This window comes from Pinisolibacter sp. DMC19 (genome assembly GCF_056313985.1).
Genome location: NZ_JBQUZF010000003.1, coordinates 355244 through 381692, shown reverse-complemented (window position 1 = coordinate 381692; position 26449 = coordinate 355244). Strand labels below are relative to the sequence as shown.

The following is a 26449-nucleotide window of genomic DNA, read 5'->3' as shown; positions in this document are numbered from 1 at the left end:
TGCCCTCCGACGCGAGGTTCGCCATGCTCCGACTTCTCGACCGGCTGGAGGAGGCGATCATCGCCTTCCTCATCGCCGCCGCCACCACCATCGTCTTCGTCGCCGTGGTCCATCGCTACGGCCTGTCCTCGGCCGCCAAGCTCCTCGGCTTCGCCAACACGATGGAGTGGACCACGCTCGCCGGCGTGATCCGCTCGATCTACAAGTGGATGGCCGGGTTCAGCCTGACCTGGGCACAGGAACTGTGCATCTACATGTTCGTGTGGATGGCGAAGTTCGGTGCCGCCTATGGCGTGCGCACCGGCATCCACGTCGGTGTCGACGTGCTGATCAACGGCCTCGGGACCCGCTCCCGCACCGCCTTCATCCTGTTCGGCCTCTTCTGCGGCGCGCTCTTCACCGGCATCGTCGGTGCGCTCGGCGCGCGCTTCGTCATGGAGATGTATGCGACCGGCCAGACCTCGGCCGATCTCGAGATCCCGATGTGGATCGTCTATCTCTGCGTGCCGCTGGGCTCGTGGCTGATGAGCTTCCGCTTTCTCCAGGTCGCGGTCTCGTTCTGGAAGACCGGCTCCCTGCCCAAACACGACCACGGCCACGTCGCCGGCCTCGAGGACGAAGGAGCCGCGGCATGAGCGCCCTGATCATCTTCGCCCTGCTGATCGCCCTGTTCCTGACCGGCATGCCGATCTCGATCGCGCTCGGCCTCACGGTGCTGACTTTCCTCTTCACCATGACGACGGTGCCGATCGAGAGCGTCGCGCTGAAGCTCTTCACCGGCATCGAGAAGTTCGAGATCATGGCGATCCCGTTCTTCATCCTCGCCGGCAACTTCCTGACCCACGGCGGCGTGGCGCGACGGATGATCCGTTTCGCCTCGTCGATGGTCGGCCACTGGTACGGCGGCCTCGGCCTCGCCGGCGTCATGGCCTGCGCCCTCTTCGCCGCGGTCTCCGGCTCGTCGCCGGCGACGGTGGTGGCGATCGGCTCGATCCTCCTGCCGGCGATGGTCAAGCAGGGTTTCCCCAAGCGCTTCGGCGCCGGCGTCATCACCACCTCGGGCGCCCTCGGCATCCTGATCCCGCCGTCGATCGTCATGGTGATGTATGCGGTGGCGACCTCGGGTCAGCTCGCGCTGGGGCCGAACGGCGAGACCGTGACCTCGGCCTCGGTCGGTCAGCTGTTCATCGCCGGCGTCATCCCCGGCCTGATGCTGGCAACCCTGCTCGGCCTCACCACCTGGTATCGAGCGTGGAAGAACGACTATCCGCGTCTGCCCAAGGCGACCTGGGCCGAGCGCGGCAAGGCGCTCGGCGAGAGCTTCTGGGGCCTGTTCCTGATCGTCATCGTGATCGGCGGCATCTACACCGGCGCCTTCACGCCGACGGAAGCCGCCGCGATGAGCGCGGTCTATGCCTTCGTCATCGCCGTCTTCGTCTACAAGGACATGCGGCTGCGCGACGTCGGCAAGGTGCTGCTCGACAGCGCCTCGATGTCGGCGATGCTGCTCTACATCATCACCAACGCGGTCCTGTTCTCCTTCCTGATGACGAGCGAGAACATCCCGCAGGCGATGGCGGGGTGGATGGTCGGCCAGGGGCTCGGCTGGATCGGCTTCCTGCTCTTCGTCAACGTCCTGCTGCTGCTCGCCGGCAACGTGATGGAGCCCTCGTCGATCGTGCTGATCATGGCGCCGATCCTGTTCCCGGTCGCCGTCCGGCTCGGCATCGATCCTGTGCATTTCGGCATCCTGATCGTGGTCAACATGGAGGTCGGCATGTGCCATCCACCGGTCGGCCTCAACCTCTACGTCGCCTCGGGCATCACCAAGATGGGCATCACCGAGCTGACGGTCGCGGTGTGGCCGTGGCTGCTGACCATGCTCTGCTTCCTGGCGTTGGTGACCTACTGGCCCGGGCTGTCGCTGTTCCTGCCGCGGATGCTCGGCATGATGTGAGCCTTCGGGCGATCGAACGGGACGGAAGGGGCCGGCGGCGACGTCGGCCCCTTCTTCTTGCGGCATCGCGCCGTCATGGACGTGTCGCACGGCACGGTATAGATCGGGCGCTTTCCGACGGGAGAGCCCCTCATGACCGACGCCATCACCCTCGCTCCGATCACCGACGCCGACATCCCGGCCGTGGTCGACCTGTGGTCGCGCTGCGGCCTCGTCCGGCCGTGGAACGATCCGATCGAAGACATCCGTATCGCTCGCGACAGCGGCCACGGCGCGGTGGTGGTGGCGCGCGACGGGGAGCGTATCGTCGGCGCCGTGATGATCGGCCACGACGGGCACCGCGGCGCGGTCTACTACCTCGCGGTCGACCCCGAAGCCCGGCTGGGCGGCCTCGGCCGGCGGCTCGTCGGCGAGGCGGAAGCGTGGTGCCGGGCGCGCGGCGTGCCGAAGATCAATCTCCTGGTGCGCAAGGAGAATGCCGGCGTCCTCGCCTTCTACGAGGCGCTCGGTTTCGCCGACACCCATTCCGTCTGCCTCTACCGCACGCTCGACCCAGACAAGGTCGAGCGCGAGAAGGCGCAGAAGGCCGCCTGGGCGGCGAACCTTCCGCGCTGATCGGCGCGCGTCACTCCTCCGCGGCGGGGGCGACGGCGGCGGGGCGCCGCCGCGTCTCCCACAGGCTCCACACCACGCCGAGACCGAGCAGGGCGATGGTCACGCCGAGCGACAGCGCGGCGGGCACCTTCTCGATGCCGGCGAGGTCGGCACCGATCACCTTGGCGCCGATGAAGATCAGCACCAGCGCCAGCGCCGTCTTGAGGCGATGGAAGCGGTCGAGCGTCGCGGCGAGCGCGAAATAGAGCGCGCGCAGGCCGAGGATGGCGAAGATGTTCGAGGTGTAGACGATGAACGGGTCGGTGGTGACGGCGAAGATCGCCGGCACGCTGTCGACCGCGAAGACGACGTCGGCGAGTTCGATCGCCACCAGCGCCAGGAACAGCGGCGTCACGTGCAGGCTCGGCCGTCCGCTCTTCTCGTGCGGTCGGCGCACGAAGAAGCGGCCGGGTTCGCCGTCGCGGGCGACGGGGAAGAGGCGGGAGACGAAGCGGACGATCGGATCGTCGCCGAGATCGCGCTTCTCCTCACCGACGAAGAGCATCTTGACGCCGGTGAAGAGCAGGAAGGCCGCGAAGAGCGTCAGGATCCAGGCGAATTCGGCGACCAGCGCCGCGCCGAGGCCGATCATCAGGCCGCGCAACACGACGACGCCGACGATGCCCCAGAAGAGCACGCGGTGGCGATGCTCCGGCGGTACGGCGAAATGGCCGAAGATCAGCGCGATGACGAAGAAGTTGTCGAGCGCCAGCGCCTTCTCGAGGGCGAAACCGGTCATGTAGGCGAGGCCCGAGTCGGCGCCGCGCCAGGCCCAGACGGCGACGCCGAAGGCGAGACCGAAGGCGATGTAGAAGGCCGAGAGGCGGACGCTCTCGGCGATGCCCATCGCCCGATCGGAGCGATCGTTGAGGCCGAGGTCGAAGGCCAGCAGGCCGGCGACGACGGCGAGGAAGCCGAGCCAGGCCCAGACGGGCGTGCCGAGCCAGAGCGCGAAGAGCGGGGACGCGAATTCGAGCATGATCTCTCCTCCGGTCGGCTACGGGAGGAGAGATCCGACATCATGGACGCGCCGACGACGTCCACCAGAGGGGCCCGGATCGATGATGGAAACGGCGGGCGCGGACGTCCGCCGGGAGCGCGCGCCGCGGGGATCGCCCGCGACAGATCCTCAGAACCAGCCCTCGTCGTCGCCGCCGGCATCGAAGCCGCCGTCGCCGTCGAAGAGGCCGCCGCCGCTCGAGGCGGGGTCGTAGCCCGGGTCGACCGACTGGCCGCGATCGCCACCGTTCTGGAAGACGTTGACGGTCTCGTTGACCACCGTGGTCGGCTGATCGAAGAAGCCGGCGCCGGTCGCGGCATGGGCGCCGGACCCGCCGAACAAGCCCTTGACCGCCTCGAAGGCGAAGAGACCGCCGGCGACGCCGGCACCGGTGCGGAGCGCCGAACTCCAGAAGCCGCCGCCCTGCTGGGCCTGCGGCTGCTGACCGGCATCCCACGGACCGGGCTGCGGGCCGCGGCCACCCCAGGGGCCGCCCTGCGGAACGGGAGCCTGCGGCTGGGCCGGCGCGCCCCACGGGCCGCCGAAGAGACCGCCGCCCTGCGGGGCCGCGGCGGGCGCGCCCTGCGAACGGAGGGTCTCGACGTCCTGCTGCAGCGCGGCCACTTGGGCCGCGGCGGCCTGACGGGCACGCTCTGTCACGACGAGGGCCTGGACGAGGCCGACGCCGGCCTGCGGGTCGGCCTTCATCAGCGCCTCGACCAGCGCTTCGGCCTCCGCGTCGCGGGGGGCGCTCGCGCCGGTCGCCTTCAGGCGATCGAAGACGGAACGGATGATCTGGGCTTCCTCGGGCGTCATCGACGTGATCCTCTCGCACCGCGCGGTCGCGGTCCCCGGGAGATGGGGAGCCGTTCCGCGTCCGACAAGAGTTCGAACCACGACGATGGCGTGATCGTGACGGACGCCTTTCGGCCGCGTCAGGAGCGGAAGTGCTTGGAGAGCTTCAGGCCCTGCGCCTGATAGTTCGACCCGGTCTCGCCGTAGAGCGCCTCGGGCCGCGCCCGCATGCGCTCGTAGACGAGACGGCCGATGATCTGGCCGTGGTCGAGGATGAAGGGCACTTCGTGGCTGCGCACCTCGAGCACGGCGCGGGCACCGGCACCGCCCGCCCCCGCATGGCCGAAGCCGGGATCGAAGAAGCCGGCATAGTGGACGCGGAACTCGCCGACCAGCGGGTCGAAGGGCACCATCTCGGCGGCATAATCCGGCGGCACGTGGACCGCCTCGCGGCTGACGAGGATGTAGAACTCGTCGGGATCGAGGATCAGCGAGCGACGGCCGCGATTGTCGATCGGCTCCCAGAAGTCGAGCACGTCGAGACCGTTCTTGCGGTCGACATCGACGACGCCGGTGTGGCGTTTCGCACGGTAGCCGACGAGATTGCCCTCGCCGCCGGCGAAGGGGGCGCGACCCTCGAGGTCGATCGACAGCGTCAGGCCGCCGTGGATCACCGCGTCGTCGCCGGAGACGATGGTCTCCTTCGCATGGACCGCCTCGAGCTCGGCGTCGGTCAGGCGGGCGTCGCCGCGGCGGAAGCGGATCTGCGACAGGCGCGAGCCGGCGCGCGCCAGGATCGGGAAGGTCCGCGGGCTGACCTCGAGATAGAGCGGGCCCTCGTAGCCGGCCGGGATCGTGTCGAAGGCGCGGGCACGATCGCAGATGACGCGGGTGAAGATGTCGAGCCGTCCGGTCGAGGACTTCGGATTGGCCGAGGCCGAGACGTCGGCGGGAAGCTTCAGCGCCTCCATCAGCGGCACGATGTAGACGCAGCCGGTCTCGAGCACGGCGCCGTGCGTCAGGTCGATCTCGTGCAGGCGCAGCGCCTCGACCTTGTCGTCGACCGACTGGTCGGGACCCGGCAGGAAGGAGGCGCGGACGCGGAAGGCGGTGCAGCCGAGCCGGAGGTCGAGGCTCGCCGGCTGGATCTGGTCGGCATCGAAGGGGCGCTCGGCGACGATGCCGCCGGCCGCGGCGAGTGCCCGAATGTCCTGCACCGCGAGGATGCCCGCCCCAACTTCCGCACGCATGACGCCGTCCCGATCCCCGGAAAACCTCGATTGAGCTTCCTAGCCGATCCGACGCGCGGATGCCACTGGGGGAACGGTCGCGGTCATGCCCGTTTGGGCGCGCTCCATCAGCATCTTCTGATTTGACGGGGCCGCGCGACGGGATTATGGACGATCCCGATACCGTGGTCATTTGAGCCGGCCGGCTTGCCGCCACGTAAAACAACGCGCTAAAAGGGTCGGGATGGGAAAAACCCGGACCGCACCCGTCGGCCGGGTTTTTGCGTTTCCGGGGTCGTCTCCGGAGACGGATCGGAGAGACACGATGACCGAAACGCCCCGCCGCCGCCGTCCCGCGACCGAACTCGTCCACGGCGGCGTGCTGCGCTCGCAGTATGCCGAGACCTCCGAGGCGCTGTTCCTGACCCAGGGCTTCGTCTACGCGAACGCGGAAGAGGCGGAAGCCCGCTTCCTCGGCACCTCGCCCGGTTACCAGTATTCGCGCTTCGGCAATCCGACCGTCTCGATGTTCGAAGACCGCATGGCCGCCTTCGAGGGCGCCGAGGCCGCCCGCGCCACCGCGACCGGCATGGCCGCGGTCACCGCCGCCATCCTCTGCCAGCTCTCGGCCGGCGACCACGTCGTCGCGGCCAAGGCGCTGTTCGGCTCGTGCCGCTACATCGTCGAAGACCTCTGTCCGCGCTTCGGCATCGGCTGCACCCTGGTCGACGGCTCCGACCTCGACCAGTGGAAGGACGCGGCGCGGCCGAACACCAAGGTGTTCTTCCTCGAGAGCCCGACCAATCCGACGCTCGAGATCTACGACATCGTGGCGATCGCGAAGATCGCCCATGCGGCCGGCGCGCGTCTGGTGGTGGACAACGTCTTCGCCACCGCGCTGTGGCAGTCGCCGCTGGCGCTCGGCGCCGACGTCGTCGTCTATTCGGCGACCAAGCACATCGACGGCCAGGGCCGCTGCCTCGGCGGCGTGGTGCTCGCCTCGAAGAAGTTCGTCGAGGACCATCTCCAGGTCTTCATCCGCCAGACCGGCCCGTCGCTGTCGCCCTTCAACGCCTGGGTGATGCTGAAGGGTCTCGAGACGCTCGCCGTCCGGGTCGAGAAGCAGACGGCCAACGCCGCCCGCCTCGCCGACGTGCTCGCCGACCTTCCCGGCATCGCCAAAGTGCTCTACCCCGGCCGCGCCGACCATCCGAACGCGGCGATCGCCAAGAAGCAGATGCGCGGCGGGTCGAACCTGATCGCCTTCGAGGTCGAGGGGGCCAAGAAGGGCGCCTTCGCCTTCTCGAACGCGCTGGAAATCATCCGCATCTCCAACAATCTCGGCGACGCCAAGAGCCTGATCACCCATCCGGCGACGACGACGCACCAGCGGCTGAAGCCAGAGGTGCGCGCCGAACTCGGCATTTCCGACGGCCTTCTGCGCCTCTCGGTCGGCCTCGAGGACATCGAGGACCTGATCGAGGACGTGACGGCCGCCGTCGCGGTCGCCCGCAAGGCGATCTGACGGCAAGACCCTTGTGACGCCCCGAATTGCGCCCGGCTCGCAATTCGGCATGATGGCGGCGGCGACGGCAACGTCGCCGCATGCCGGAGACAGACGAATGTACGAGGCCGTGACGCGGGACATCCGCGTGACCGTGACGCCCGAATATCAGGCCGACAAGTCGGAGCCGTCGGAGAACCGGTGGTTCTGGGCCTATACGGTCGAGATCGCCAATCTCGGCGCCGAGCCGGTCCGGCTGCGCGCGCGCCATTGGCGCATCGTCGACGCCAACGGCCGCATCCAGGAGGTCAACGGCCCCGGCGTCGTCGGCGAACAGCCGCTGATCGGGCCGGGCGAGCGCTTCGAGTACACCTCGGGCTGCCCGCTGACCACGACGTCGGGCTTCATGACCGGCCACTACCGGATGGAAGGCTCGGGCGGCGTCTATTTCGACGTCGAGATCCCGGCCTTCTCGCTCGACCTGCCGCAGGCGACGCGCGTGCTCAACTGATCCCGGGCGCCGTTCAGCGCCACAGCCGCCCGTCGAGAGCGACGGCATGGCCGGTGGGATCGCGCGCGAAGGCGGCGAGGCCGACGAAGGCCGGCAGCGGGTGGACGACGACGCGGGTCGAGAGCCCCGCCATCAGCGATCGATAGGGCGGTTTCGCCTCGAAGGCGGCGCGGAAGCGGCCGTCGGCGAGGAGCGGCAGCACGCGCGGCGGAATGCCGCCGGCGAGGAACAGGCCGCCGTGCGGCAGCGACATCAGCGCGACGTCGCCGCAGAACCGGCCGAGCGCGGTGGCGAAGATGCCGAGCGCCTCGACCGCTTCGGCCTCCCCCTTCGCGGCAGCCGCCGTGACGCCGGCCGGATCGAGACCGCGCGGGGCCTTGCCGTCGACCTTCAGGATCGCCGCGTGGAGGCGCGCGATGCCGGGGCCGGCGAGCATGATCTCGGCCGAGACGCGCTCCTCGGTCTCGGCGATCGCCGCGACGAGCTCCGCCTCGCGGGCGTTGCCGGGGGCGAATTCGACGTGGCCGCCCTCGCCGGGGACCGGGATCCAGGCGCCGCGGGCGCGGACCAAGAGGCCGACGCCGAGGCCGGTGCCGGGGCCGACCACCGCCATGGTGGCGTCGGGGCGCGGCGTGCCGCCGCCGATCGGCGCGAGATCGTCGGCGCCGAGATGCGGCAGGGCGAGCGCCTGGGCCTCGAAGTCGTTGACCACCACCACCGCCTCGAGGCCGTGGCCGCGGCGCAGATCGTCGGGCCTGAGCACCCAGGGCGAGTTGGTGAAGGGGATCGCGTCGCCCTCGATCGCCGCGGCGACCGCCAGGATCGCCGAGCGCGGCGGGGTCGCGAGCTTGGGCAGGACGAAGCGCTCGATCGCCGCCATCGGATCGGGATGATCGGCCGTCGGCGTGCGGCCGAGATCGCGGAAGGGGGCGCCGGGCGTCTCGACGACGGCGAATCGGGCGTTGGTTCCGCCGATGTCGGCGAGAAGGACGGGATGGGCGAAGGCGTCGAGAGGGGAGGCGTGCATGACGGATCCGGTGGTTCGGCGCACCGATCGTCGACCCTTCGGGCGCGGGGCGCAAGGGGGTGGAAGCCACGACCCCACCGCCCGGTGGACGATCGCCAAGCCATGCGAAAAACGAGGTGCGATCGCAACGGGGCCGTGCCAATCTCGCCGCCTGCATGCCCTTCATGCGACGGGGCCGGCACGCCGACGGCGGCGGCCTCCTGCGAACGAGGTGACGAGATGTTGAAGACGACCCTCGCGGCGACCTTCGCGGTCGCGTTCTCGGCCGGAATGGCGGTCGCGGCCGACATCCAGCCCGCCGTGCTCTACGACCTCGGCGGCAAGTTCGACAAGTCGTTCAACGAGGCGGCCTACGCCGGCGCCGAGATGTTCAAGAAGGAGACCGGGGTCGAGTACCGCGACTTCGAGATCCAGAACGACGCCCAGCGCGAACAGGCGCTGCGCAACTTCGCGCGCAAGGGCTTCTCGCCGATCGTCGCCATCGGCTTCACCCAGGCGACCGCGGTCGAAAAGGTCGCCAAGGAGTTCCCGAAGCTCCAGTTCGCCATCGTCGACATGGTCGTCGACCTGCCGAACGTGCGCTCGATCGTCTTCAAGGAGCAGGAAGGCTCGTGGCTGGTCGGCGTGCTGGCGGCCTCTGCCTCCAAGAGCCACAAGCTCGGCTTCGTCGGCGGCATGGACATTCCGCTGATCCGCAAGTTCGCCTGCGGCTACGTCGGCGGCGCCAAGTCGGTCGATCCCAAGATCGAGATCTTCCAGAACATGACCGGCACCACGGGTGCGGCCTGGAACGACCCGGTCAAGGGCGGCGAGCTCGCCAAGTCGCAGATCGACCGCGGCGCCGACGTGATCTATCACGCCGCCGGCGGCACCGGCCTCGGCGTGCTGCAGGCGGCGGCCGACGCCGGCAAGCTCGGCATCGGCGTCGATTCCAACCAGAACCATCTCCATCCCGGCAAGGTGCTGACCTCGATGACCAAGCGCGTCGACGTCGCCGTCTACGACGCCTTCAAGGCGGCGAAGACCGATGCCTGGAAGTCGGGCGTGACCGTGCTCGGCCTCAAGGAGAACGGCGTCGGCTGGTCGCTCGACGACTTCAACAAGGGCCTGATCACGCCGGAGATGAAGGCCGCCGCCGACAAGGCGCGCGACGACATCCTGTCGGGCAAGGTGGTCGTCCACGACTACATGGCCGACAAGACCTGCCCCTATTGATCGGCACACGGCCGGGGGGCGACGTCCCTCGGCCGTCGCCCAGACCGGACGACAGGCCCCCATGAACGGTACCCGCCCGCCGGCCGTCGAATTCATCGGCATCGACAAGCGATTCGGCGCGGTCCACGCCAATCGCGACGTCGACCTCGCGATCGAGGCCGGCACCGTCCACGGCCTCGTCGGCGAGAACGGCGCCGGCAAGTCGACGCTGACCTCGATCCTCTACGGCTTCTATGCCCCCGACCGCGGCGAGATCTTCATCCACGGCCGGCGCGCCGACATCCGCACCTCGGCCGACGCGATCCGGCTCGGCATCGGCATGGTTCACCAGCAGTTCATGCTGGTGGAGACGATGACCGTGCTCGAGAACGTGCTGCTCGGCGCGGAAGGGGCGATGCTCATCGGCGCGGCGGAGAAGCGGGCGCGGGCGCTGCTCGCCCGTCTCGCCGCCGACTACGACCTCGCCGTCGATCCCGACGCGCTGGTCGGCGATCTGTCGGTCGGCGAACAGCAGCGGGTGGAGATCCTCAAGACGCTCTTCCGCGGCGCCGAGATCCTGATCCTCGACGAGCCGACAGCGGTGCTGACGCCGTCGGAGGCGACGCATCTCTTCCGCATCCTCCGCCGCCTCGCCGAGGAGGGGAAGACGGTCCTGCTGATCACCCACAAGCTCAAGGAAATCATGGCGGTGACCGACCGCGTGTCGGTGATGCGGGCGGGCGAGATCGTCGCCGACTTCGCGACCGCCGCGACCTCGATCGAACAGCTCGCCGAGGCGATGGTCGGCCGCCGGGTGCTGCTGCGCGTCGACAAGGCGCCGTCGGTGCCGGGCGCGCCGCGCCTCGAGGTCGAGAACCTCACGGTCACCGACGGGCGCGGCATCGCCGTGGTCGACGGCGTCACCTTGAGCGTGCGCGCCGGCGAGATCGTCGGCATCGCCGGGGTCGCCGGCAACGGCCAGTCGGAACTGCTCGAGACGATCGCCGGCATTCGTCACCCGACCCGCGGGCGGATCGCCGTCAACGGCGAGGATGCGACCGGGCTCCACCCGGACGAGATCCGCGCCCTCGGCCTCGCCCATGTGCCGGAGGACCGCCACCGTGCCGGTCTCGTCCTGTCGTTTCCGGCGCGCGAGAACATGCTGCTCGGCCATCAGGCCGATCCGGCCTTCGCGCGTGGGCTCCTCCTCGACATCGGCGAGCTGACCCGCGAGACCGCGGAGGCCTTCGCCGACTACGACGTGCGCCCGGCCGATCCGCTGCTGCGCACCGCGCTCTTCTCCGGCGGCAACCAGCAGAAGATCGTGGTGGCGCGCGAGGTGCTGCGCGACCCGTCGGTGCTGCTCGTCGGCCAACCGACCCGCGGCGTCGACATCGGCGCGATCGAGGCCATCCATCGCCGGCTGATCGACCTGCGCGATCAGGGCCGGGCGATCCTTCTGGTCTCGGCCGAGCTCGACGAGATCCGCTCGCTGTCGGATCGGGTGCTCGTGATGTGCCGCGGCCGGATCGTCGGCGAATGCCGGCCGGAGACGAGCGAGACGGCGATCGGCCTGCTGATGGCCGGCGCGACGGACGAGGAGGCGCGCCCGTGACCCCTGCCTCGCACCGCGACCTGCCGCGCCTCGTCGACTGGGTGGTCGTCCCCGCCCTCAACCTGACGGTCGCCTTCCTGGTCGCCGGCCTCGTCGTGCTGGCGATCGGCGAAAACCCGCTGGAAGCGATCGCGATCATGATCCGCGGCGCCCTGGGTTACCCGGAAGGCATCGGCTTCACGCTGTGGTACGCGACCGACTTCGTCTTCACCGGGCTCGCGGTCGCCGTCGCCTTCCATGCCGGGCTGTTCAACATCGGCGCCGAGGGACAGGCGACGCTCGGCGGCCTCGGCACCGTGCTCGTCTGCCTCGCCTTCGACGGGGCGCCGTGGTGGCTGGTCGCGCCCTTCGCGCTCGCCGCCGCCATGGCCTTCGGCGCCGCCTGGGCCTTCGTGCCGGCCTGGGCGCAGGCGCGACGCGGCAGCCACATCGTCATCACCACCATCATGTTCAACTATCTGGCGGCGACGCTGATGGTGTGGCTGCTGGTCGAGGTGATGGGCAAGCCCGGCGCCATGAGCCCGGAATCGCGCTCCTTCTCCGAGCCGACCCGCCTGCCCTTCCTGCGTGACCTCGTCGCCCCCTTCGGCATCGATCTCGGCCAGTCGCCGCTCAATCCGATGGTCTTCGTCGCGGCACTCGCCGCCCTCTTCGTCTGGGTGCTGATCTGGCGGACGCGGCTCGGCTTCGAGATCCGCACGGTGGGCGCCAACCCGCGCGCCGCCGTCCACGGCGGCATCGACCCGGCCCATGTCACGATCGTCGCCATGCTGATCTCGGGCGGGCTCGCCGGCCTCCTCGCGGTCAACGAGGTGATGGGCACGCAGCATCGCCTGCTGATCGAGTTCGTCGCCGGCGCCGGCTTCGTCGGCATCGCGGTGGCGCTGATGGGGCGGTCGCATCCCTTCGGCGTGGTGCTCGCCGCGCTGCTCTTCGGCATCCTCTATCAGGGCGGTGCCGAACTCGCCTTCGAGAAGCCGAAGATCAGCCGCGACATGATCGTCGTGATCCAGGCGCTGGTCATCCTCTTCGCCGGCGCCCTCGAACACATGTTCCGCCCTGCGCTCGTGCGGCTCTTTTCCGGTGGACGGGAGCGCGTGCGATGACCGACGCCTTCGCCTTCCTCGACGTCGCCGCCCCGGTGCTCGGATCCGGCCTCCGCCTCGCGGTGCCGCTGCTCTTCGCCTGTCTCGCCGGCCTGTGGTCGGAGCGTTCGGGCGTCGTCGACATCGGCCTCGAGGGCAAGATGCTGGCGGCCGCCTTCGCCGGTGGTGCGGCGGCGGCGCAGTTCCATTCGCCCTGGGCCGGTCTGCTCGCTGCGATCCTCGCGGCGGTCTTCCTGTCGCTGGTGCACGGCTTCGCCTCCATCACCCAGCGCGGCAACCAGATCGTCTCGGGCACCGCCATCAACTTCCTCGCCGCCGGCCTCACCGTGCTGCTCGGACAGGTGTGGTACGGCGAGGGCGGACGCACGCCGCAGCTCGGCGCCGGCGACCGGTTCCTGGGCGTCGGCCTCGACTTCGGCATCGCCCGCGCGCTCGGCCACGACGGCATCGGCGCTCTGTGGAGCGAAGTGATCGTCGGCCACAACATCCTCGTCTATGCCGCGCTCGCCGCGGTGCCGGCGACGTGGTGGGTGCTGTGGCGGACGCGCTTCGGGCTCCGGCTCCGGGCGGTCGGCGACAATCCGCACGCGGTCGACACCGCCGGCGTCTCGGTCGCTGGGCTGCGCTACCGGGCGGTGATCGTCTGCGGCGTGCTCTGCGGCTTCGCGGGTGCCTATCTGGCGGTCGCCCAATCGGCCGGCTTCGTCCGCGACATGACCGCCGGCAAGGGCTTCATCGCGCTGGCGGCGCTGGTCTTCGCCAAGTGGAAGCCGTTCAATGCGCTCGGCGCCTGCCTGCTCTTCGGACTGCTCGACGCCGTCGCCATCCGCCTGCAGGGCACGCCGATCCCCGGGATCGGCACGGTCCCGGTGCAGGTCTTCCAGGCGCTGCCCTATGTCCTGACGGTGGTGCTGCTCGCCGGTTTCATCGGCCGCTCGATCCCGCCGAAGGCCTCGGGCATTCCCTATACCAAGGACCGTTGAGAGGAGACCTTTCATGTCCAAGGAAAAAGCCGCGCTCGACGCGCTGTTCGAAGCCGCCGCCGACGTGCGGGTTCGCGCTCACGCGCCCTATTCGAACTTCTTCGTCGGTGCCGCGATCCTCGACGAGGAGGGCCGCATCCATGTCGGCTGCAACGTCGAGAACGCCGCCTATCCGCAGGGCACCTGCGCCGAGGCCGGTGCCATCTCGGCGATGGTGGCGGCAGGCGGAGCGCGGCGCATCTTCGCCGTGGCGATCGTCGGTGGCCCGGGCGAAGGCGCCGAGGTGCAATGCCCGCCCTGCGGCGGCTGTCGGCAGAAGATCCGCGAATTCGCCGCCGAGACCGCCTCGATCCATCTGCGCGACGGCGACGGCGAGGTGACGAGCATTCCGCTCGGCGAGCTGCTGCCGCTCTCCTTCGGCCCCGGCCACCTGTGAGGACCGCGATGACGCCCGACGCTCTCGCCGCGCTGATCCGCGACCGCGCGCCCGATCTTTCCCCCCGCGTCGGCTTGGTGCTCGGCTCGGGACTCGGCGACTTCGCCCGCGCGGTCGAGGACGCGATCGTCGTGCCTTATGCCGACCTGCCGGACTTCCCGCGCTCGGGCGTCTCCGGCCATGCCGGCGAACTGGTGCTCGGGCGGGTCGAGGGCACGCCGGTCGCGGTTCTCTCCGGCCGCGCGCACTACTACGAGCACGGCAATCCGCGCGAGATGGCGGTGCCGATCGCAACACTCGCCGCCCTCGGCGTCGAGGCGCTGATCCTGACCAACGCGGCTGGATCGTTGCGCGCCGACGTCGGGCCGGGGTCGCCGATGCTGATCACCGACCACATCGCGCTGGGGCCGAACCCGCTGATCGGGGCGAGCGGCGACGGCCGTTTCGTCTCGATGGTCGGGGCCTACGATCCGGCGCTGATCAAGCTCGCGCGGGCGGCGGCGAAGGCGGCGCGGGTCAAGCTCGACGAGGGCGTCTACATGTGGTTCACCGGCCCCTCCTTCGAGACGCCGGCCGAGATCCGCATGGCCCGCGTGCTCGGCGCCGACGCCGTCGGCATGTCGACGGTGCCGGAGACGATCCTCGCCCGCCACGCGGGACTGAAGGTTCTGGCGCTGTCGATGATCACCAACCTCGGCGCCGGCATGACCGGCCGCCCGCTCTCCCATGAAGAAACCAAGCACGAGGCGGCGCAGGGCAGCGACCGCATGACCCGTCTCGTCGCCGCGATCCTCGGCGCATGGGCGAAAGACACGGACTGAGACGGAGAGACGTGATGGTGCTGCCGCAGGAAACGATACGCCGCAAGCGCGACGGCGGCCGGCTCGAGGCCGAGGAGATCGCCGCGCTGGTCGGCGGCCTCACCGACGGCTCGTGGACGGATGCCCAGATCTCCGCCTTCGCCATGGCGGTGTTCTTCCGCGGCCTCGATCTCGCCGAACGCGTGGCGCTGACCACCGCGATGCGCGACAGCGGCACGGTGCTCGCCTGGGATCTGCCGGGGCCGGTGGTCGACAAGCATTCGACCGGCGGCGTCGGCGACGACGTCTCGCTGATGCTCGCCCCGATGCTCGCGGCCTGCGGCGCCTTCGTGCCGATGATCTCGGGGCGCGGCCTCGGTCACACCGGCGGCACGCTCGACAAGCTCGAGGCGATCCCGGGCTACAGCGCCCAGCCGGGGCTCGACCTCTTCCGAAGGGTCACCGCCGAGGTCGGCTGCGCGATCATCGGCCAGACCGGCGACCTCGCCCCGGCCGACAAGCGCTTCTACGCCATCCGCGACGTCACCGGCACGGTCGAGAGCATCGATCTCATCACCGCCTCGATCCTGTCGAAGAAACTCGCCGCCGGGCTCGGCGCGCTGGTGCTCGACGTCAAATGGGGCAGCGGCGCCTTCATGGGCACGCTCGAACAGGCGCAGGATCTGGCGCGGACGCTCGCGAGCGTCGCCAACGGCGCGGGGCTTCGAACCACCGCCCTCGTCACCGACATGAACGAGCCGCTGGCGCCCGCCGCCGGCAATGCGCTCGAGGTGATCCACGCCGTCGACTTCCTCGCCCGCCGCTGCGTCGACCCGCGCGTCGAAGGCATCACCGTGGCGCTCGGCGCCGAGCTGCTGGTGGCGACCGGGCTCGCGGCGGACACGGGCGAGGCCGAGCGCAAGCTCGTGGCCAGCCTCGACGACGGGCGGGCGGCCGAGGTCTTCGACCGCATGGTCGCCGCCCTCGGCGGACCGGTGGACTTCGTCGCGAAGGCTCCCATCTATCTGGCGCAGGCGCCGGTCGTCCGCGACGTCTTCGCCGCCGAAGACGGGTTCGTCGGCGCCATCGACACGCGGGCGATCGGCGTCGCCGTCGTCGAACTCGGCGGCGGACGGACGAAGCCGAGCGACACGATCGATCCGGCCGTCGGCTTCTCCGACCTCGTCGGGCGGGGCGCCAAGATCGATCGCAAAACGCCGATCGGCCGGGTCCATGCCGCGAGCGAGGCGGCGGCCGAGATCGCGGCCGCGCGGCTCGTCGCGGCGCTTCACATCGCCCCGGAGAGGCCGGGCGTCCTGCCGCTCGTCGCCGACCGCATCGGCTGACGAAGGTGGGATCTGGAGACGACATGACGCGTGCCATTCTTCTCGTGCTCGATTCCTTCGGCTGCGGTGCGGCGGCAGATGCGAGCCGCTTCGGCGACGAGGGCGCCGACACGTTCGGTCACATCCATGCCGAATGCGCGGCAGGCCGCGCCGATCGGCCGGGCCTGCGCGCCGGGCCACTGGTGATCCCCCATCTCGCCCGCCTCGGGCTCGGCCGCGCGCATGCCGCCTCGACCGGGGGGATGGACCTGCTCGGCGTCGTGCCCGATCTCGGCGCCCACGGCTTCGCGGTCGAGACCTCGCGCGGCAAGGACACGCCGTCGGGCCACTGGGAGCTGATGGGGGTGCCGGTCACCTTCGACTGGGGCTATTTCCCCGAGACGAAGCCCTGTTTCCCGCGCGATCTGATCGCCGCCCTCGTCGCGGAAGCCGGGCTTCCCGGCGTGCTCGGCGAGGAACACGCCTCGGGCACCGAGATCATCGCCCGGCTCGGCGAGGAACACGTCCGCACGGGGAAGCCGATCGTCTACACCTCGGCCGACTCGGTCTTCCAGATCGCCGCGCACGAGGAGGCCTTCGGGCTCGAACGGCTGTTCCGGACCTGCGAGATCGCCCGCCGCCTGGTCGATCCGCTCGGCATCGGCCGGGTGATCGCCCGACCCTTCGTGGGGACGAGCGCGGCCGACTTCCGGCGCACCCCCAACCGCCACGACTACGCCGTGCCGCCGCCGGCCCCGACCCTGCTCGAACGGGCGAAGGACGCGGGACGCGCCGTGGTGGCGATCGGCAAGATCGACGACATCTTCGCCCATGTCGGGCCGACCGAGGTGATCAAGGCCGCCGGCAACGAGGCGCTGTTCGACGCGACATTGGCCGCGCTCGACAGTGCTCCCGACGGCGCGCTGATCCTCGCGAACTTCGTCGACTTCGACATGGAATGGGGCCATCGCCGCGACGTTCCCGGCTATGCCGCAGGGCTCGAAGCCTTCGATCGGCGCGTGCCGGAGTTGCTGGCGCGGTTGCGGCCGGGCGATCTCGTCGTGGCGTCCGCCGACCACGGCTGCGACCCGACCTTCCGCGGCACCGACCACACCCGCGAGCACGTGCCGGTGCTGGCCTTCGGCCCCGGCATCACGCCGCGCGATCTGGGACGGCTCGGCTTCGCCGACGTCGGGGCGACGTTTGCCGCCCGTCTCGGCCTCGAGGGCGGAGACCAAGGGCGGGCGTTCGCGGTGTGAGGCGGGGCCGCGGCCCCGCCCTTCCCTCACTCCTCCCCGAGCGAGAGCAGCGCCGCGTTGCCGCCCGAGGCAGCGGTGTTGGTGGCGACCACCTGTTCCAGCGCGAAGCGGGGGAGATAGCTCGGCCCGCCGGCCTTCGGCCCGGTGCCCGAGAGCCCTGAGCCGCCGAAGGGCTGCACGCCCACCACCGCGCCGATCATGTTGCGGTTGACGTAGACGTTGCCGACCGCGAGGCGCTTCTCGATGGCGCGGATCGTCGACTCGATGCGCGAGTGGACGCCGAGCGTCAGGCCGTAGCCGGTGGCGGCGATGGCGTCACAGACCGCGTCGAGTTCCGCCGCCTTCCACCGCACGACGTGCAGGATCGGGCCGAAGTGCTCTCGGTCGAGGTCCGAGGCCTTCTCCAGCGTGATCACCGTCGGTGCGACCCAGGTGCCGCCGGCGAAGGCGCCCTTCGGCGTCTCGCCCTCGAAGGCGACACGACCGGCGGCGCGTGCCTCGTCGACATGGGCGGCGAGGCGATCGCGCGCCTCGGCGTCGATCACCGGGCCGACGTCGGTCGCGGGGTCGGAGGGGAGACCCAGCCGCAGTTCCTTTGCCGCGCCCTCGATCATCGCGACCATGCGGTCGGCGACGTCCTCCTGGACGAAGAGCAGGCGCAGCGCCGAGCAGCGCTGGCCGGCCGAACGGAAGGCGGAAGTCACGACGTCGTCGGCGACCTGTTCTGGCAGCGCGGTCGCATCGACGATCATCGCGTTGATGCCGCCGGTCTCGGCGATCAGCGGCACGATCGGGCCGTCCTTGGCGGCGAGCGTGCGGTTGATGAGGCGGGCGACCTCGGTCGAGCCGGTGAAGGCGACGCCGGCGACCGAAGGATGGGCGACCAGCGCCGCGCCGACCGCACCGTCGCCAGGGACGAACTGCAGCGCACCACCGGGGATGCCGGCCTCGTGGGCGAGCTTCACCGCGAGGGCGCCGACGAGCGGCGTCTGTTCCGCCGGCTTGGCGACGACCGTGTTGCCGGCGGCGAGCGCCGCCGAAATCTGGCCGAGGAAGATCGCCAGCGGGAAGTTCCATGGGCTGATGCAGACGAAGGGACCACGTCCCCGGTGTACCAGCCGGTTCTCCTCGCCGGTCGGGCCGGGAAGGATCTCGTCGGCGCCGAAGAGACGACGGGCTTCGCCGGCGTAGTAGCGGCAGAAGTCGATCGCCTCGCGCACTTCCGCCAGGCCGTCGGGCAGGGTCTTGCCGGCCTCGACCGCGAGCAGCGCCATGAAGCGTTCGCGGTTCGCCTCGAGCGCGTCGGCGAGCTTCTCCAGTGCCGTGGCGCGGATCTCGACCGGGGTGGCGTCCCAGCCGCGGAAGGCCGCGGCCGCCCGGTCGACCGCCTCGCGGGCGATCTCCGGCGTCGCCTCGGCGACGCTGCCGGCGACGGTCTTGCCGTCGACCGGCGAGACCACGTCGCGGGCGCTGCCGGGGCGGCCCTTGCCGTCGATCACCGGGGCGGCCTCGTAGACGTCGCCGCGATGGGTGGCGATGGCGGCCGCCAGCGCGTCGCATTCGGCGGCGACGCCGAACTCGATCCCGCGCGAGTTCGGCCGCGTGCCGTAGAGCGCGGCGGGGCGGGGAATGCGGGCATGGCGCGGCCTGGTGCCGCCCGCCAGTTCCTCGGAGGGCGTGACGAGGAGGGCCGAGACGTCGACCGCCTCGTCGCCGACCTTGGCGACGAAGGAGGAGTTGGCGCCGTTCTCGAGCAGGCGCCGCACCAGATAGGCGAGCAGGTCGCGATGACCGCCGACGGGGGCGTAGATGCGGCAGGGCCAGCCGTCGGTCTCGACCACGGTGCGATGGAGCGCGTCGCCCATGCCGTGCAGCTTCTGGAACTCGAAGCCCGGATCGCCGTCGCCCTTGGGGCCGGCGATCTCGCGCACCTCGGCGATGGTCACGGCATTGTGGCCGGCGAACTGCGGATAGATCCACGGCCGCGCGGCCAGCAGACGCCGGGCACAGGCGAGATAGGAGGCGTCCGTCGCCGCCTTGCGGGTGAAGAGCGGGAAGTCGTCGAGGCCGCGCTCCTGGGCGCGCTTGATCTCGGTGTCCCAATAGGCGCCCTTGACGAGGCGCACCATCAGACGACGGTCGTTGGCCTTGGCGAGGTCGACGATCCAATCGCAGACCGCGGCGGCGCGCTTCTGATAGGCCTGGATCGCCAGACCGAAGCCGTCCCAGCCGGCGAGCGACGGGTCGACCAGCGCCGCGGCGAAGACGTCGAGCGACAGTTCGAGCCGATCGGCCTCCTCGGCGTCGACGGTGAAGGCGAGATCGTATTTCTTCGCCGCGCGGGCGAGATCGATCAGCCGCGGCACCAGCTCGCGCATCACCGCCTCGCGGTTGACCGCCTCGTAGCGCGGATGCAGCGCCGAGAGCTTGACCGAGATGCCGGGCCGCGCCGGCAGCGGCGCCTTGCCGGCGGAGGCGCCGATGCGCTCGATCGCCATGGCGTAGGAGGCGAAATAGGCCTCGGCATCGGCCGCCGTGCGCGCGCCCTCGCCGAGCATGTCGTAGCTGTGGCGCCAGCCCTTGGCCTCGAGGCTCGAGGCCCGCGACAGCGCGCTGTCGATCGTCTCGCCGAGCACGAACTGGTAGCCCATGACGCGCATCGCCTGCCGCGCCGCGGTGCGGATGGTCGGCCGCCCGAGCCGCTTGACCATGCCGGAGAGGATGCCGGTCGGCGTCTCGCCGGGGCGGAAGACGCGGGCGGTCAGCCCCATCGCCCAGGCCGAGGCCGAGACCAGCCAGGCATCGGAGACGCGCTCGTGGTTCTCGAATTCGGCTTCCGCCAGCTTGTCCTCGATCAGCCGATCGGCAGTGGCGGCGTCGGGCACGCGCAGGAGCGCCTCGGCGAGCACCATGAGAGCGAGACCCTCACGGGTCGTCAGTGCATATTCGCGCAGGAACTCCTCGACGCCGAAGCCGCCCTTCTCCGAACGGATCGCCCCGATCAAGCGGGTGGCGTCGGCGTTCACCCGGGCGCGGGCCTCGGGGGAAAGCGTCGTCTCGGCGAGGAAGGTGCGGACGAGATCGCCGTCGTCGGGGGCGAAGGGCGCGCGGAAGGGGGCAATGGCGATGACGTTCGGCGCGAGGACCGGCAGGGCGGACATGGACGTTCTCCCGATGAGTGCGAGATGCATCGAAGGGCGGCGAGCGTCGGCCGCACTTTCGTCAGGATAGCAGCCGATCTCCCGTCTTTTCCGTCGAACTCGTGGCCTTTCTCGATGTCTTTCTCTATGATTGTGACCATGAACGAAGAAAACGACGACATCGATCGAATCGACCGCAAGATCCTCGGCGTGTTGCAGGACGACGGGCGGATCACCGTGACCGATCTCTCCGAGCGGGTCGGTCTGTCCGCCACCGCGACGGCCGAGCGCATGCGGCGGCTGACCCGCGACGGCTACATCCTCGGCTTCCGCGCCGAGCTCGATCCGGTGAAGCTCGGGCGCGGGCTGCTGGTCTTCGTCGAGGTGCTGCTCGACCGCACCTCGCCCGACGTCTTCGACGCCTTCGCCCGGCAGGTGAAGCGGGCGGGCGAGGTGCTCGAATGCCATCTGGTGGCGGGTGGTTTCGACTATCTCATCAAGGCGCGGGTGCGCGACATGGCGGCCTATCGGCGCTTCCTCGCCGAGGTCATCCTGCCGCTGCCCGGCGTGCGCGAGACGCGGACCTATGCCGTGATGGAAGAAGTCAAGGCGACCCAGGCGCTGCCGCTCTGAGACGAAGACGGCCCTCTCGCCCAATGGGCGGAGGGCCGTCGATCGCGTCGCGGGCCGCGACCGTTCAGCTGGAGATGCGCAGCTTGACGATCTTGGTCGCGATGGAGGTGAAGATCGCGTCGAGCTGAGACGCCGACGGCGAGTTGAAATAGTAGTCGGCGCCCGACGAGCAGTCCGACAGGAGTTTCTGACCGTCGGCATCGTCGATCATCAGACCGATGGTGTAGATCTGGATGCCCTTGGCCTTGATGGCGCTGCAGGCCGCCCGCGTCTTGGCGTCGAGACCGTCGCGCAGATTGGTGCCCGGATTGCTGCCCAGCCGGTTCGAATAGGGGTAGCCCCAGCTCGAATAGGCACCGCCGAGCGGCGTCGAGAAGGTGTTGATGGCATTGGTGCCGTCGGTCAGGATCACCAGGATCTTGGCGACGCCGGCGCCGTAGTCCTTACCGTCGGAGAAGGGCCCCTTGGGCGACAGCATGCGCCAGCCCCAGGCGACGCCTTCCGGCAGATTGGTCGAGCCGGCGACGGTCAGCGCGTTGATCTGGTTGACGACCGACGTCGTGTCGGTGGTCAACCGCTGCACCGGCTTGGCGTCGCAGCCGAAGCCCGGCCCCTTCGGGACGTGGTAGTTGCTGTAGAACGTCGAGTTGGAGAAATCCTTGTTCTTCAACGTCGTGTATTTCGTCGCGTTCAACATCTCCGTCAGCTGATCGGTCGTCGACGGCGAACAGAAGAAGAAGAAGCAGTTCTGCGGGATGTCGTCGTTGAGATAGTTGTTCGGGTAGCTGCCGTCGTCGGGCTCGTCCGGATTGAAGGCCGGCACGAAGAGCGTCGCGGGATTGGCGGTGGTCGGCGCGGTGTCGTCCATGTCGTAGGGCGAGGGCCGCGTCTCGACGCAGCCCGGCCAGGTCTTGCCGAGCGCGGTATAGAGCGAGAAGCGGTTCTTCGGCGCCGAGAAGTAGCTCGAGTGATTGGGCGAGACGGCGTTGGTGTCCATCCACGCGGCGGTCTTGTAGGTCGAGCCGACGTTGACGAAGTTCGAGAAGGGCACCAGCGCGAACTTGATCGAGTTGCCCGAGGTCGCCTTCGCCGCGATCGAATTGACGAAGGACGTGCCGGCCGTCTTCAGCGCCGCGAGTTTGCCGCTGTCGGCCATCGAACCGGTGGTGTCGAGCACCATCGAGATCTCGAGGCCGGTGTCGCCCCAGGTCACGGTCGAGGTGGCGGAGGCCACCATGCTCGTCATGCCGATCAACGACAGGAAGTTCGACTTGGTCGTCAGCTTGGCCGAGACCGTCAGCGACGTGCCGGTCGTCGTCGCCGCGACGTCGGACAGCGTGCCCTGCTTGGTGTCGACGACCGAGGAGAGCCGCGCCTGGGCCTTGCTCTGGATCGAGCCGGCATTGGCGGCACTGAGGCCGTTGGCGACATAGAGCGCGGTCGCGTCGACACGTTCCTGCAGGTAGTTGCGGTTGGAGGTGATGGTCATCAGGTCGAGGGCACCGCCGCCGATCAGGACGACGCTCGACACGGTCAGGGCGAAGACCACCGCGACGTTGCCACGCCGATCTGCCGCCCAACTCGTCCGGAGGTCACGCTTCGCTTTCGTCATCTCGACTGCTCGGCTCCTGCCCTTGGGTCACCGCGGGATCGGCGCCTGTCACGGGCGATTTTGGGACTTCGGCCGAGACTACGCGCGAATTCTTACGGAACTCCTCCGAAGATCGACGAAAAGTCGAGGGATCGTGGGGGGCGGTGCGGCGAATCGGCCCGTTCGCCAGCGCCGCTTCGCCGCAGTCGAGGCTCCCGTTGATCGAGGTCAATCGCTCCGCCCCACGATCCGGCTAGATGTCGTCCATATCAGACGAAAGACGCATTCGTGCCCCATCGCGACCTCCCCCGCTTCGCCGATCTCTCCGCCTTCGTGGCCTTCCTCGAGGCGCGCGGACAGCTCGTGCGCGTCACCGAGCCGGTTTCGACCGACCTCGACATGGCGGAGATCCATCGCCGCGTCCTACGGGCGGGCGGCCCCGCCCTGCTGTTCGAACGACCGGTGCTGCCGTCCGGCGCGATCTCGGACGTGCCCGTTCTGGTCAATCTCTTCGGTACCGTCGAGCGGGTGGCGCTCGGCCTCGGCATCGAACCGGCCGGGCTCGACCGGCTGGGCGAGGAACTCGCCGCGCTGCGCGATCCGACCCCGCCGGAGGGCATGCGCGACGCGCTCTCCAAACTGCCGCTGCTCGCCGCCGCGCTGAAGCTGCGGCCGAAGCGGGTCGGCACGGCGCGCGTCCAGGCCCGCGTGCTGACCGGCGACGACATCGATCTGACGCGTCTGCCGATCCAGACCGCCTGGCCGGGCGAGCCGGCGCCGCTGATCACCTGGGGCATGGTCGTCAGCCAGCCGCCGGACAGCGTCGCGACTGCGCGCGCCAACGTCGGCGTCTACCGCATGCAGGTCGCCGGCCGCGATCGGCTGATCATGCGCTGGCTCGCCCATCGCGGCGGCGCGGCGCATCACCGGGCCTGGGCGAAGACCGGGGCCGACATGCCCGTCGCCATCGTCGTCGGCGCCGATCCCGGCACCATCCTCGCCGCCGTCATGCCGCTGCCGGAGAACCTCTCCGAGCTGCACTTCTCCGGCCTCCTCCGAGGAGAACGGGCGAAGCTCGTGTCGTGCCGCACGGTGCCGCTGTCGGTGCCGGCCGACGCCGAGATGGTGATCGAGGGCTTCGTCTCGGCGACCGAGACCCTGCCGGAGGGCCCCTACGGCGACCACACCGGCTACTGGAACGCCGTCGAGCCCTTCCCGGTGATGCGCGTCACCGCCATCACCATGCGCGAGAAGCCGATCTGGCTCTCGACCTGGACCGGCCGACCGCCGGACGAGCCGTCGCGGATCGGCGAGGCGATGAACCGCCTGTTCATGCCGATCCTGAAGAAGCAGTTCCCGGAGGTCGTCGCCTTCCACCTGCCGCCGGAGGCGTGTTCCTACCGGATCGCGATCGTCGCCATCGACAAGCGCTATCCCGGACAGGCGCGGCGGATCATGATGGGCCTGTGGTCGATCCTGCCGCAGTTCACCATGACCAAGCTCGTCATCGTAGTCGATGCCGAGATCGACGTGACCTCGTGGGAGGACGTGATGTGGGCGGTCTCGACCCGCTCCGATCCGGGGCGCGACGTCATGCTGGTCGACCGCACGCCGATCGACCATCTCGACTTCGCCTCGCCCAAGACCGGGCTCGGCGGCAAGATGGGCATCGACGCCACCACCAAGATCGGTACCGAGACCGAACGCGACTGGGCCGAGGTGCTCGCGGTCGACGAGGCGACCATCCGCCGGGTCGACGCGCTGTGGCCGAGCCTCGGCCTCGATCCGAAGCCGCAGAAGGACGACGCACGATGAGCGAGCCGCGGCCGACCCGCGTGGTGTTGGGGATCTCCGGTGCATCGGGCGCCGCGATCGGCGTCGCGATCGCCGAGAGGCTCGTCGCGGCGGGCATCGAGACCCATCTCGTCGTCTCCCGTGCCGGCGAGCGCACGCTCGCCCACGAGGTCGGCCCCGACGCGCTGGCGCGGCTCGGCCGCCTCGTCCACGCCGTCCATCCGATCGAAGACATCGGCGCCTCGATCGCCTCGGGCTCTTTCGGCAGCGCCGGCATGATCGTCGCGCCCTGTTCGATGCGGACGCTGGGGGCGATCGCCGCGACCATCCCCTCCGACCTGCTGACGCGCGCCGCCGACGTCCATCTCAAGGAACGCCGGCCGCTGGTGCTCATCACCCGCGAGACGCCGCTGCATCTCGGCCACCTGCGCGCCATGACGGCGGTGACCGAATACGGCGCCATCGTCATGCCGCCGATGCCGGCCTTCTATCTGAAGCCGGGTTCGGTCCAGGCGATCGTCGAGGAGATCGCGAGCCGGGCGCTCGCCCTGCTGCGCCTGCCCGGTGTCGCACCGCCGGCCGAATGGACGGGCGAAGGCGGGAGCCCGTGAGACCGCCCCATGCCCGGCTGCGGCCCTATCGGGTGTTCTTCCCGCTCGCCGCCCTCGGCGGGTCGGCAGCGGCGCTCGTCGTCGTGCTCGACCGCCTCGGCGGCGGTCTCGGGCTCGGGCCGGGGGCGAGCCTGTTGCACGCCCACGAGATGCTGCACGGCCATTTCCTCGCCGCCTTCCTCGGCGTGATGCTGACCGCCCTGCCGCGCTGGACCGGCGCCGCGCCGATCCGCCCCGTCGTGCTCCTCCTGCTCGCCGCCGGCTGGCTCGCGGCGCGGATCGCCGTGCCGCTGACCGCGTCGATCGCGGTGCCGCTCAGCCTTCCCGGCCTCGCCGTTTCGGCGGCGGTGACGACGGCGGCGGCGATCGGCGCGGGTGCCGTCATCCTCGGGCATGGCGACCGGCGCGACCGGATCGTGCCGTTGCTTCTCGGGGTTCTCGCGGCCGCCGACCTCGCGCTCATGGCCGGTCTCCTCACGCCGGAAGCGGCGATGCGACTGGGGCTTTCCGGCGCGCTCGGGGTGGCGACGCTGATGGCCGGGCGGATCGCCCCGGCGCTGACCCGGCATCTGGCGCTGACGCGGGGCGTGACGATCGATCCGACCGCACCGCCGGTGCTCGAACGGCTCGTCGGCCTCACCACCGCCGCTGCCCTCGCCGGCTTCGTCTTCGCCCCCGGACGGGTCGCGGCCGCACTGCTCGTCGTCGCGGCTCTGGTTCATCTCGCCCGCATCGGCCGCTGGCACGGCACGACGACGCTCGCGCGCCCGTCGATCGCGGCGATCCACGTCGGCGCGCTGTTCCTGCCGATCGGGTTCGGCCTCGCCGCCCTCGGCATGGTCCTCGACGACGCCCGCCTCGCCGATGCGGCGCTGCACGCCTTCGGCAGCGGCGTCCTCGGACTGATGTGCGGGACCGTGCAGGCGAGTGTGTTGCGCAGCCACGACGGCCGGGCGCTTGGCATCGACCGGTCGAGCGACCTCGCCGCCGGCCTCCTCCTCGCCGCGACGGCGGTCCGCCTCGCCGCGCCCTTCCTCGCCGAACCGGCCCAGGCGGCCGCCCTCGCCGGCCTCTTCTGGCTCACGGCGCAGGGGCTCCTCGTCTTCGCGGTCGCGCGCGGCATCGCGACGCGCACGCGCACGCCGGCCGATCGCGGCGACGTCTTCGCGGCCTGAGACGGCTGGAAAGGCTCTGGCTTCCAAGGGGAAACTGGAGCGGGCGATGGGGATCGAACCCACGACATTCAGCTTGGGAAGCTGACGTTCTACCTCTGAACTACACCCGC

23 protein-coding genes, 1 tRNA gene and 1 riboswitch are annotated in these 26449 nt (G+C 70.2%); of the genes, 17 read left to right on the top strand and 7 right to left on the bottom strand.

The genetic code is table 11. The features are described 5' to 3' along the window. The first annotated feature begins 23 nt into the window (after positions 1-23). From ACT53U_RS09900 to ACT53U_RS09890, 3 genes are all read left to right on the top strand, one after another. The gene (locus ACT53U_RS09900) at positions 24-635 is read left to right on the top strand and encodes a TRAP transporter small permease (RefSeq protein WP_476154603.1); all 612 of its coding nucleotides are present in this window, start codon (positions 24-26) and stop codon (positions 633-635) included. Further along, positions 632-1957 carry a TRAP transporter large permease gene (locus tag ACT53U_RS09895; RefSeq protein WP_476154601.1) on the top strand — a complete coding sequence of 442 codons (1326 nt, stop codon included), beginning with the start codon at positions 632-634 and terminating at the stop codon, positions 1955-1957. The genes ACT53U_RS09900 and ACT53U_RS09895 overlap by 4 nt, the downstream gene beginning before the upstream one ends. 132 nt (positions 1958-2089) lie before the next feature. Then, a complete protein-coding gene (locus ACT53U_RS09890; RefSeq protein ID WP_476154599.1) occupies positions 2090-2572 on the top strand; it encodes a GNAT family acetyltransferase in 483 nt (160 codons plus the stop codon). Between the two features lie 10 nt (positions 2573-2582). Here ACT53U_RS09890 and ACT53U_RS09885 read toward each other — a convergent pair whose 3' ends face one another. The 3 genes from ACT53U_RS09885 to ACT53U_RS09875 all read right to left on the bottom strand — a co-directional run bounded on the left by ACT53U_RS09885 (position 2583) and on the right by ACT53U_RS09875 (position 5656). Then, complete coding sequence (locus ACT53U_RS09885; RefSeq protein WP_476154598.1) at positions 2583-3590, bottom strand: TerC family protein; 1008 nt, start codon at positions 3588-3590, stop codon at positions 2583-2585. 150 nt (positions 3591-3740) lie between these two features. Further along, positions 3741-4427: a DUF2076 domain-containing protein gene (locus tag ACT53U_RS09880; protein ID WP_476154596.1), complete on the bottom strand. Its 687-nt coding sequence runs from the start codon at positions 4425-4427 to the stop codon at positions 3741-3743. Positions 4428-4546: 119 nt separating this feature from the next. Further along, positions 4547-5656 (bottom strand): 2'-deoxycytidine 5'-triphosphate deaminase, encoded by a 1110-nt coding sequence (locus ACT53U_RS09875; protein ID WP_476154594.1) that lies wholly within the window; start codon positions 5654-5656, stop codon positions 4547-4549. A 154-nt stretch (positions 5657-5810) separates the two neighbouring features. Then, a riboswitch (SAM riboswitch) is annotated at positions 5811-5890 on the top strand. Between the two features lie 70 nt (positions 5891-5960). On the opposite strand from ACT53U_RS09875, the gene ACT53U_RS09870 reads away from it, so the two are divergent. After that, complete coding sequence (locus ACT53U_RS09870) at positions 5961-7160, top strand: O-succinylhomoserine sulfhydrylase (RefSeq protein ID WP_476154593.1); 1200 nt, start codon at positions 5961-5963, stop codon at positions 7158-7160. Between the two features lie 97 nt (positions 7161-7257). Next, entirely contained in the window at positions 7258-7650 is a 393-nt protein-coding gene (gene apaG, locus ACT53U_RS09865; RefSeq protein WP_476154592.1) for a Co2+/Mg2+ efflux protein ApaG, read from the top strand. 13 nt (positions 7651-7663) lie between these two features. Here the strand turns inward: apaG and ACT53U_RS09860 are convergent, their stop codons facing one another. Next, on the bottom strand, positions 7664-8677 hold the full coding sequence (locus tag ACT53U_RS09860; RefSeq protein ID WP_476154590.1) for a glucokinase: 1014 nt from the start codon (positions 8675-8677) through the stop codon (positions 7664-7666). 222 nt (positions 8678-8899) lie between these two features. Here ACT53U_RS09860 and ACT53U_RS09855 point away from each other — a divergent pair, with 222 nt between their 5' ends. The 8 genes from ACT53U_RS09855 to ACT53U_RS09820 all read left to right on the top strand — a co-directional run bounded on the left by ACT53U_RS09855 (position 8900) and on the right by ACT53U_RS09820 (position 17395). Further along, the gene (locus ACT53U_RS09855) at positions 8900-9892 is read left to right on the top strand and encodes a BMP family lipoprotein (RefSeq protein WP_476155052.1); all 993 of its coding nucleotides are present in this window, start codon (positions 8900-8902) and stop codon (positions 9890-9892) included. A gap of 61 nt (positions 9893-9953) precedes the next feature. Further along, positions 9954-11486, top strand: a complete 1533-nt coding sequence (locus ACT53U_RS09850; protein WP_476154588.1) for an ABC transporter ATP-binding protein — start codon at positions 9954-9956, stop codon at positions 11484-11486. Continuing rightward, on the top strand, positions 11483-12592 hold the full coding sequence (locus tag ACT53U_RS09845) for an ABC transporter permease (protein ID WP_476154586.1): 1110 nt from the start codon (positions 11483-11485) through the stop codon (positions 12590-12592). Before ACT53U_RS09850 ends, ACT53U_RS09845 begins: the two co-directional genes overlap by 4 nt. Then, the gene (locus ACT53U_RS09840; RefSeq protein ID WP_476154584.1) at positions 12589-13575 is read left to right on the top strand and encodes an ABC transporter permease; all 987 of its coding nucleotides are present in this window, start codon (positions 12589-12591) and stop codon (positions 13573-13575) included. The genes ACT53U_RS09845 and ACT53U_RS09840 overlap by 4 nt, the downstream gene beginning before the upstream one ends. Before the next feature lie 13 nt (positions 13576-13588). Then, complete coding sequence (locus tag ACT53U_RS09835) at positions 13589-14011, top strand: cytidine deaminase (protein ID WP_476154582.1); 423 nt, start codon at positions 13589-13591, stop codon at positions 14009-14011. 8 nt (positions 14012-14019) lie between these two features. Next, positions 14020-14832 (top strand): purine-nucleoside phosphorylase, encoded by an 813-nt coding sequence (locus tag ACT53U_RS09830; RefSeq protein ID WP_476154581.1) that lies wholly within the window; start codon positions 14020-14022, stop codon positions 14830-14832. A 14-nt stretch (positions 14833-14846) separates the two neighbouring features. Then, the gene (deoA, locus tag ACT53U_RS09825; protein ID WP_476154579.1) at positions 14847-16157 is read left to right on the top strand and encodes a thymidine phosphorylase; all 1311 of its coding nucleotides are present in this window, start codon (positions 14847-14849) and stop codon (positions 16155-16157) included. 23 nt (positions 16158-16180) lie between these two features. Then, positions 16181-17395, top strand: a complete 1215-nt coding sequence (locus ACT53U_RS09820) for a phosphopentomutase (RefSeq protein WP_476154577.1) — start codon at positions 16181-16183, stop codon at positions 17393-17395. A gap of 26 nt (positions 17396-17421) precedes the next feature. Here the strand turns inward: ACT53U_RS09820 and putA are convergent, their stop codons facing one another. Continuing rightward, positions 17422-20556, bottom strand: a complete 3135-nt coding sequence (putA, locus tag ACT53U_RS09815; RefSeq protein ID WP_476154575.1) for a bifunctional proline dehydrogenase/L-glutamate gamma-semialdehyde dehydrogenase PutA — start codon at positions 20554-20556, stop codon at positions 17422-17424. Positions 20557-20694: 138 nt separating this feature from the next. On the opposite strand from putA, the gene ACT53U_RS09810 reads away from it, so the two are divergent. Then, positions 20695-21168 carry an Lrp/AsnC ligand binding domain-containing protein gene (locus ACT53U_RS09810; RefSeq protein ID WP_476154573.1) on the top strand — a complete coding sequence of 158 codons (474 nt, stop codon included), beginning with the start codon at positions 20695-20697 and terminating at the stop codon, positions 21166-21168. A gap of 64 nt (positions 21169-21232) precedes the next feature. Here ACT53U_RS09810 and ACT53U_RS09805 read toward each other — a convergent pair whose 3' ends face one another. Continuing rightward, complete coding sequence (locus tag ACT53U_RS09805; RefSeq protein ID WP_476154571.1) at positions 21233-22780, bottom strand: vWA domain-containing protein; 1548 nt, start codon at positions 22778-22780, stop codon at positions 21233-21235. A 267-nt stretch (positions 22781-23047) separates the two neighbouring features. Here ACT53U_RS09805 and ACT53U_RS09800 point away from each other — a divergent pair, with 267 nt between their 5' ends. The 3 genes from ACT53U_RS09800 to ACT53U_RS09790 are packed head-to-tail and all read left to right on the top strand — an operon-like array spanning position 23048 to position 26339. Then, a complete protein-coding gene (locus ACT53U_RS09800; protein ID WP_476154569.1) occupies positions 23048-24574 on the top strand; it encodes a UbiD family decarboxylase in 1527 nt (508 codons plus the stop codon). Beyond that, entirely contained in the window at positions 24571-25164 is a 594-nt protein-coding gene (locus ACT53U_RS09795; protein ID WP_476154567.1) for a UbiX family flavin prenyltransferase, read from the top strand. The genes ACT53U_RS09800 and ACT53U_RS09795 overlap by 4 nt, the downstream gene beginning before the upstream one ends. After that, positions 25161-26339, top strand: coding sequence for an NnrS family protein (locus ACT53U_RS09790; protein ID WP_476154566.1), 1179 nt, complete (start codon positions 25161-25163; stop codon positions 26337-26339). The genes ACT53U_RS09795 and ACT53U_RS09790 overlap by 4 nt, the downstream gene beginning before the upstream one ends. A gap of 35 nt (positions 26340-26374) precedes the next feature. Here the strand turns inward: ACT53U_RS09790 and ACT53U_RS09785 are convergent. Beyond that, a tRNA-Gly gene (locus ACT53U_RS09785) sits at positions 26375-26449 on the bottom strand.

Coding starts and splice junctions, on each gene's coding strand:
- ACT53U_RS09900 (WP_476154603.1), top strand. CDS start 24: ATGCTCCGACTTCTCGACCGGCTGGAGGAGGCGATCATCGCCTTCCTC.
- ACT53U_RS09895 (WP_476154601.1), top strand. CDS start 632: ATGAGCGCCCTGATCATCTTCGCCCTGCTGATCGCCCTGTTCCTGACC.
- ACT53U_RS09890 (WP_476154599.1), top strand. CDS start 2,090: ATGACCGACGCCATCACCCTCGCTCCGATCACCGACGCCGACATCCCG.
- ACT53U_RS09885 (WP_476154598.1), bottom strand. CDS start 3,590: ATGCTCGAATTCGCGTCCCCGCTCTTCGCGCTCTGGCTCGGCACGCCC.
- ACT53U_RS09880 (WP_476154596.1), bottom strand. CDS start 4,427: ATGACGCCCGAGGAAGCCCAGATCATCCGTTCCGTCTTCGATCGCCTG.
- ACT53U_RS09875 (WP_476154594.1), bottom strand. CDS start 5,656: ATGCGTGCGGAAGTTGGGGCGGGCATCCTCGCGGTGCAGGACATTCGG.
- ACT53U_RS09870 (WP_476154593.1), top strand. CDS start 5,961: ATGACCGAAACGCCCCGCCGCCGCCGTCCCGCGACCGAACTCGTCCAC.
- apaG (WP_476154592.1), top strand. CDS start 7,258: ATGTACGAGGCCGTGACGCGGGACATCCGCGTGACCGTGACGCCCGAA.
- ACT53U_RS09860 (WP_476154590.1), bottom strand. CDS start 8,677: ATGCACGCCTCCCCTCTCGACGCCTTCGCCCATCCCGTCCTTCTCGCC.
- ACT53U_RS09850 (WP_476154588.1), top strand. CDS start 9,954: ATGAACGGTACCCGCCCGCCGGCCGTCGAATTCATCGGCATCGACAAG.
- ACT53U_RS09840 (WP_476154584.1), top strand. CDS start 12,589: ATGACCGACGCCTTCGCCTTCCTCGACGTCGCCGCCCCGGTGCTCGGA.
- ACT53U_RS09835 (WP_476154582.1), top strand. CDS start 13,589: ATGTCCAAGGAAAAAGCCGCGCTCGACGCGCTGTTCGAAGCCGCCGCC.
- ACT53U_RS09830 (WP_476154581.1), top strand. CDS start 14,020: ATGACGCCCGACGCTCTCGCCGCGCTGATCCGCGACCGCGCGCCCGAT.
- deoA (WP_476154579.1), top strand. CDS start 14,847: ATGGTGCTGCCGCAGGAAACGATACGCCGCAAGCGCGACGGCGGCCGG.
- ACT53U_RS09820 (WP_476154577.1), top strand. CDS start 16,181: ATGACGCGTGCCATTCTTCTCGTGCTCGATTCCTTCGGCTGCGGTGCG.
- putA (WP_476154575.1), bottom strand. CDS start 20,556: ATGTCCGCCCTGCCGGTCCTCGCGCCGAACGTCATCGCCATTGCCCCC.
- ACT53U_RS09810 (WP_476154573.1), top strand. CDS start 20,695: ATGAACGAAGAAAACGACGACATCGATCGAATCGACCGCAAGATCCTC.
- ACT53U_RS09805 (WP_476154571.1), bottom strand. CDS start 22,780: ATGACGAAAGCGAAGCGTGACCTCCGGACGAGTTGGGCGGCAGATCGG.
- ACT53U_RS09795 (WP_476154567.1), top strand. CDS start 24,571: ATGAGCGAGCCGCGGCCGACCCGCGTGGTGTTGGGGATCTCCGGTGCA.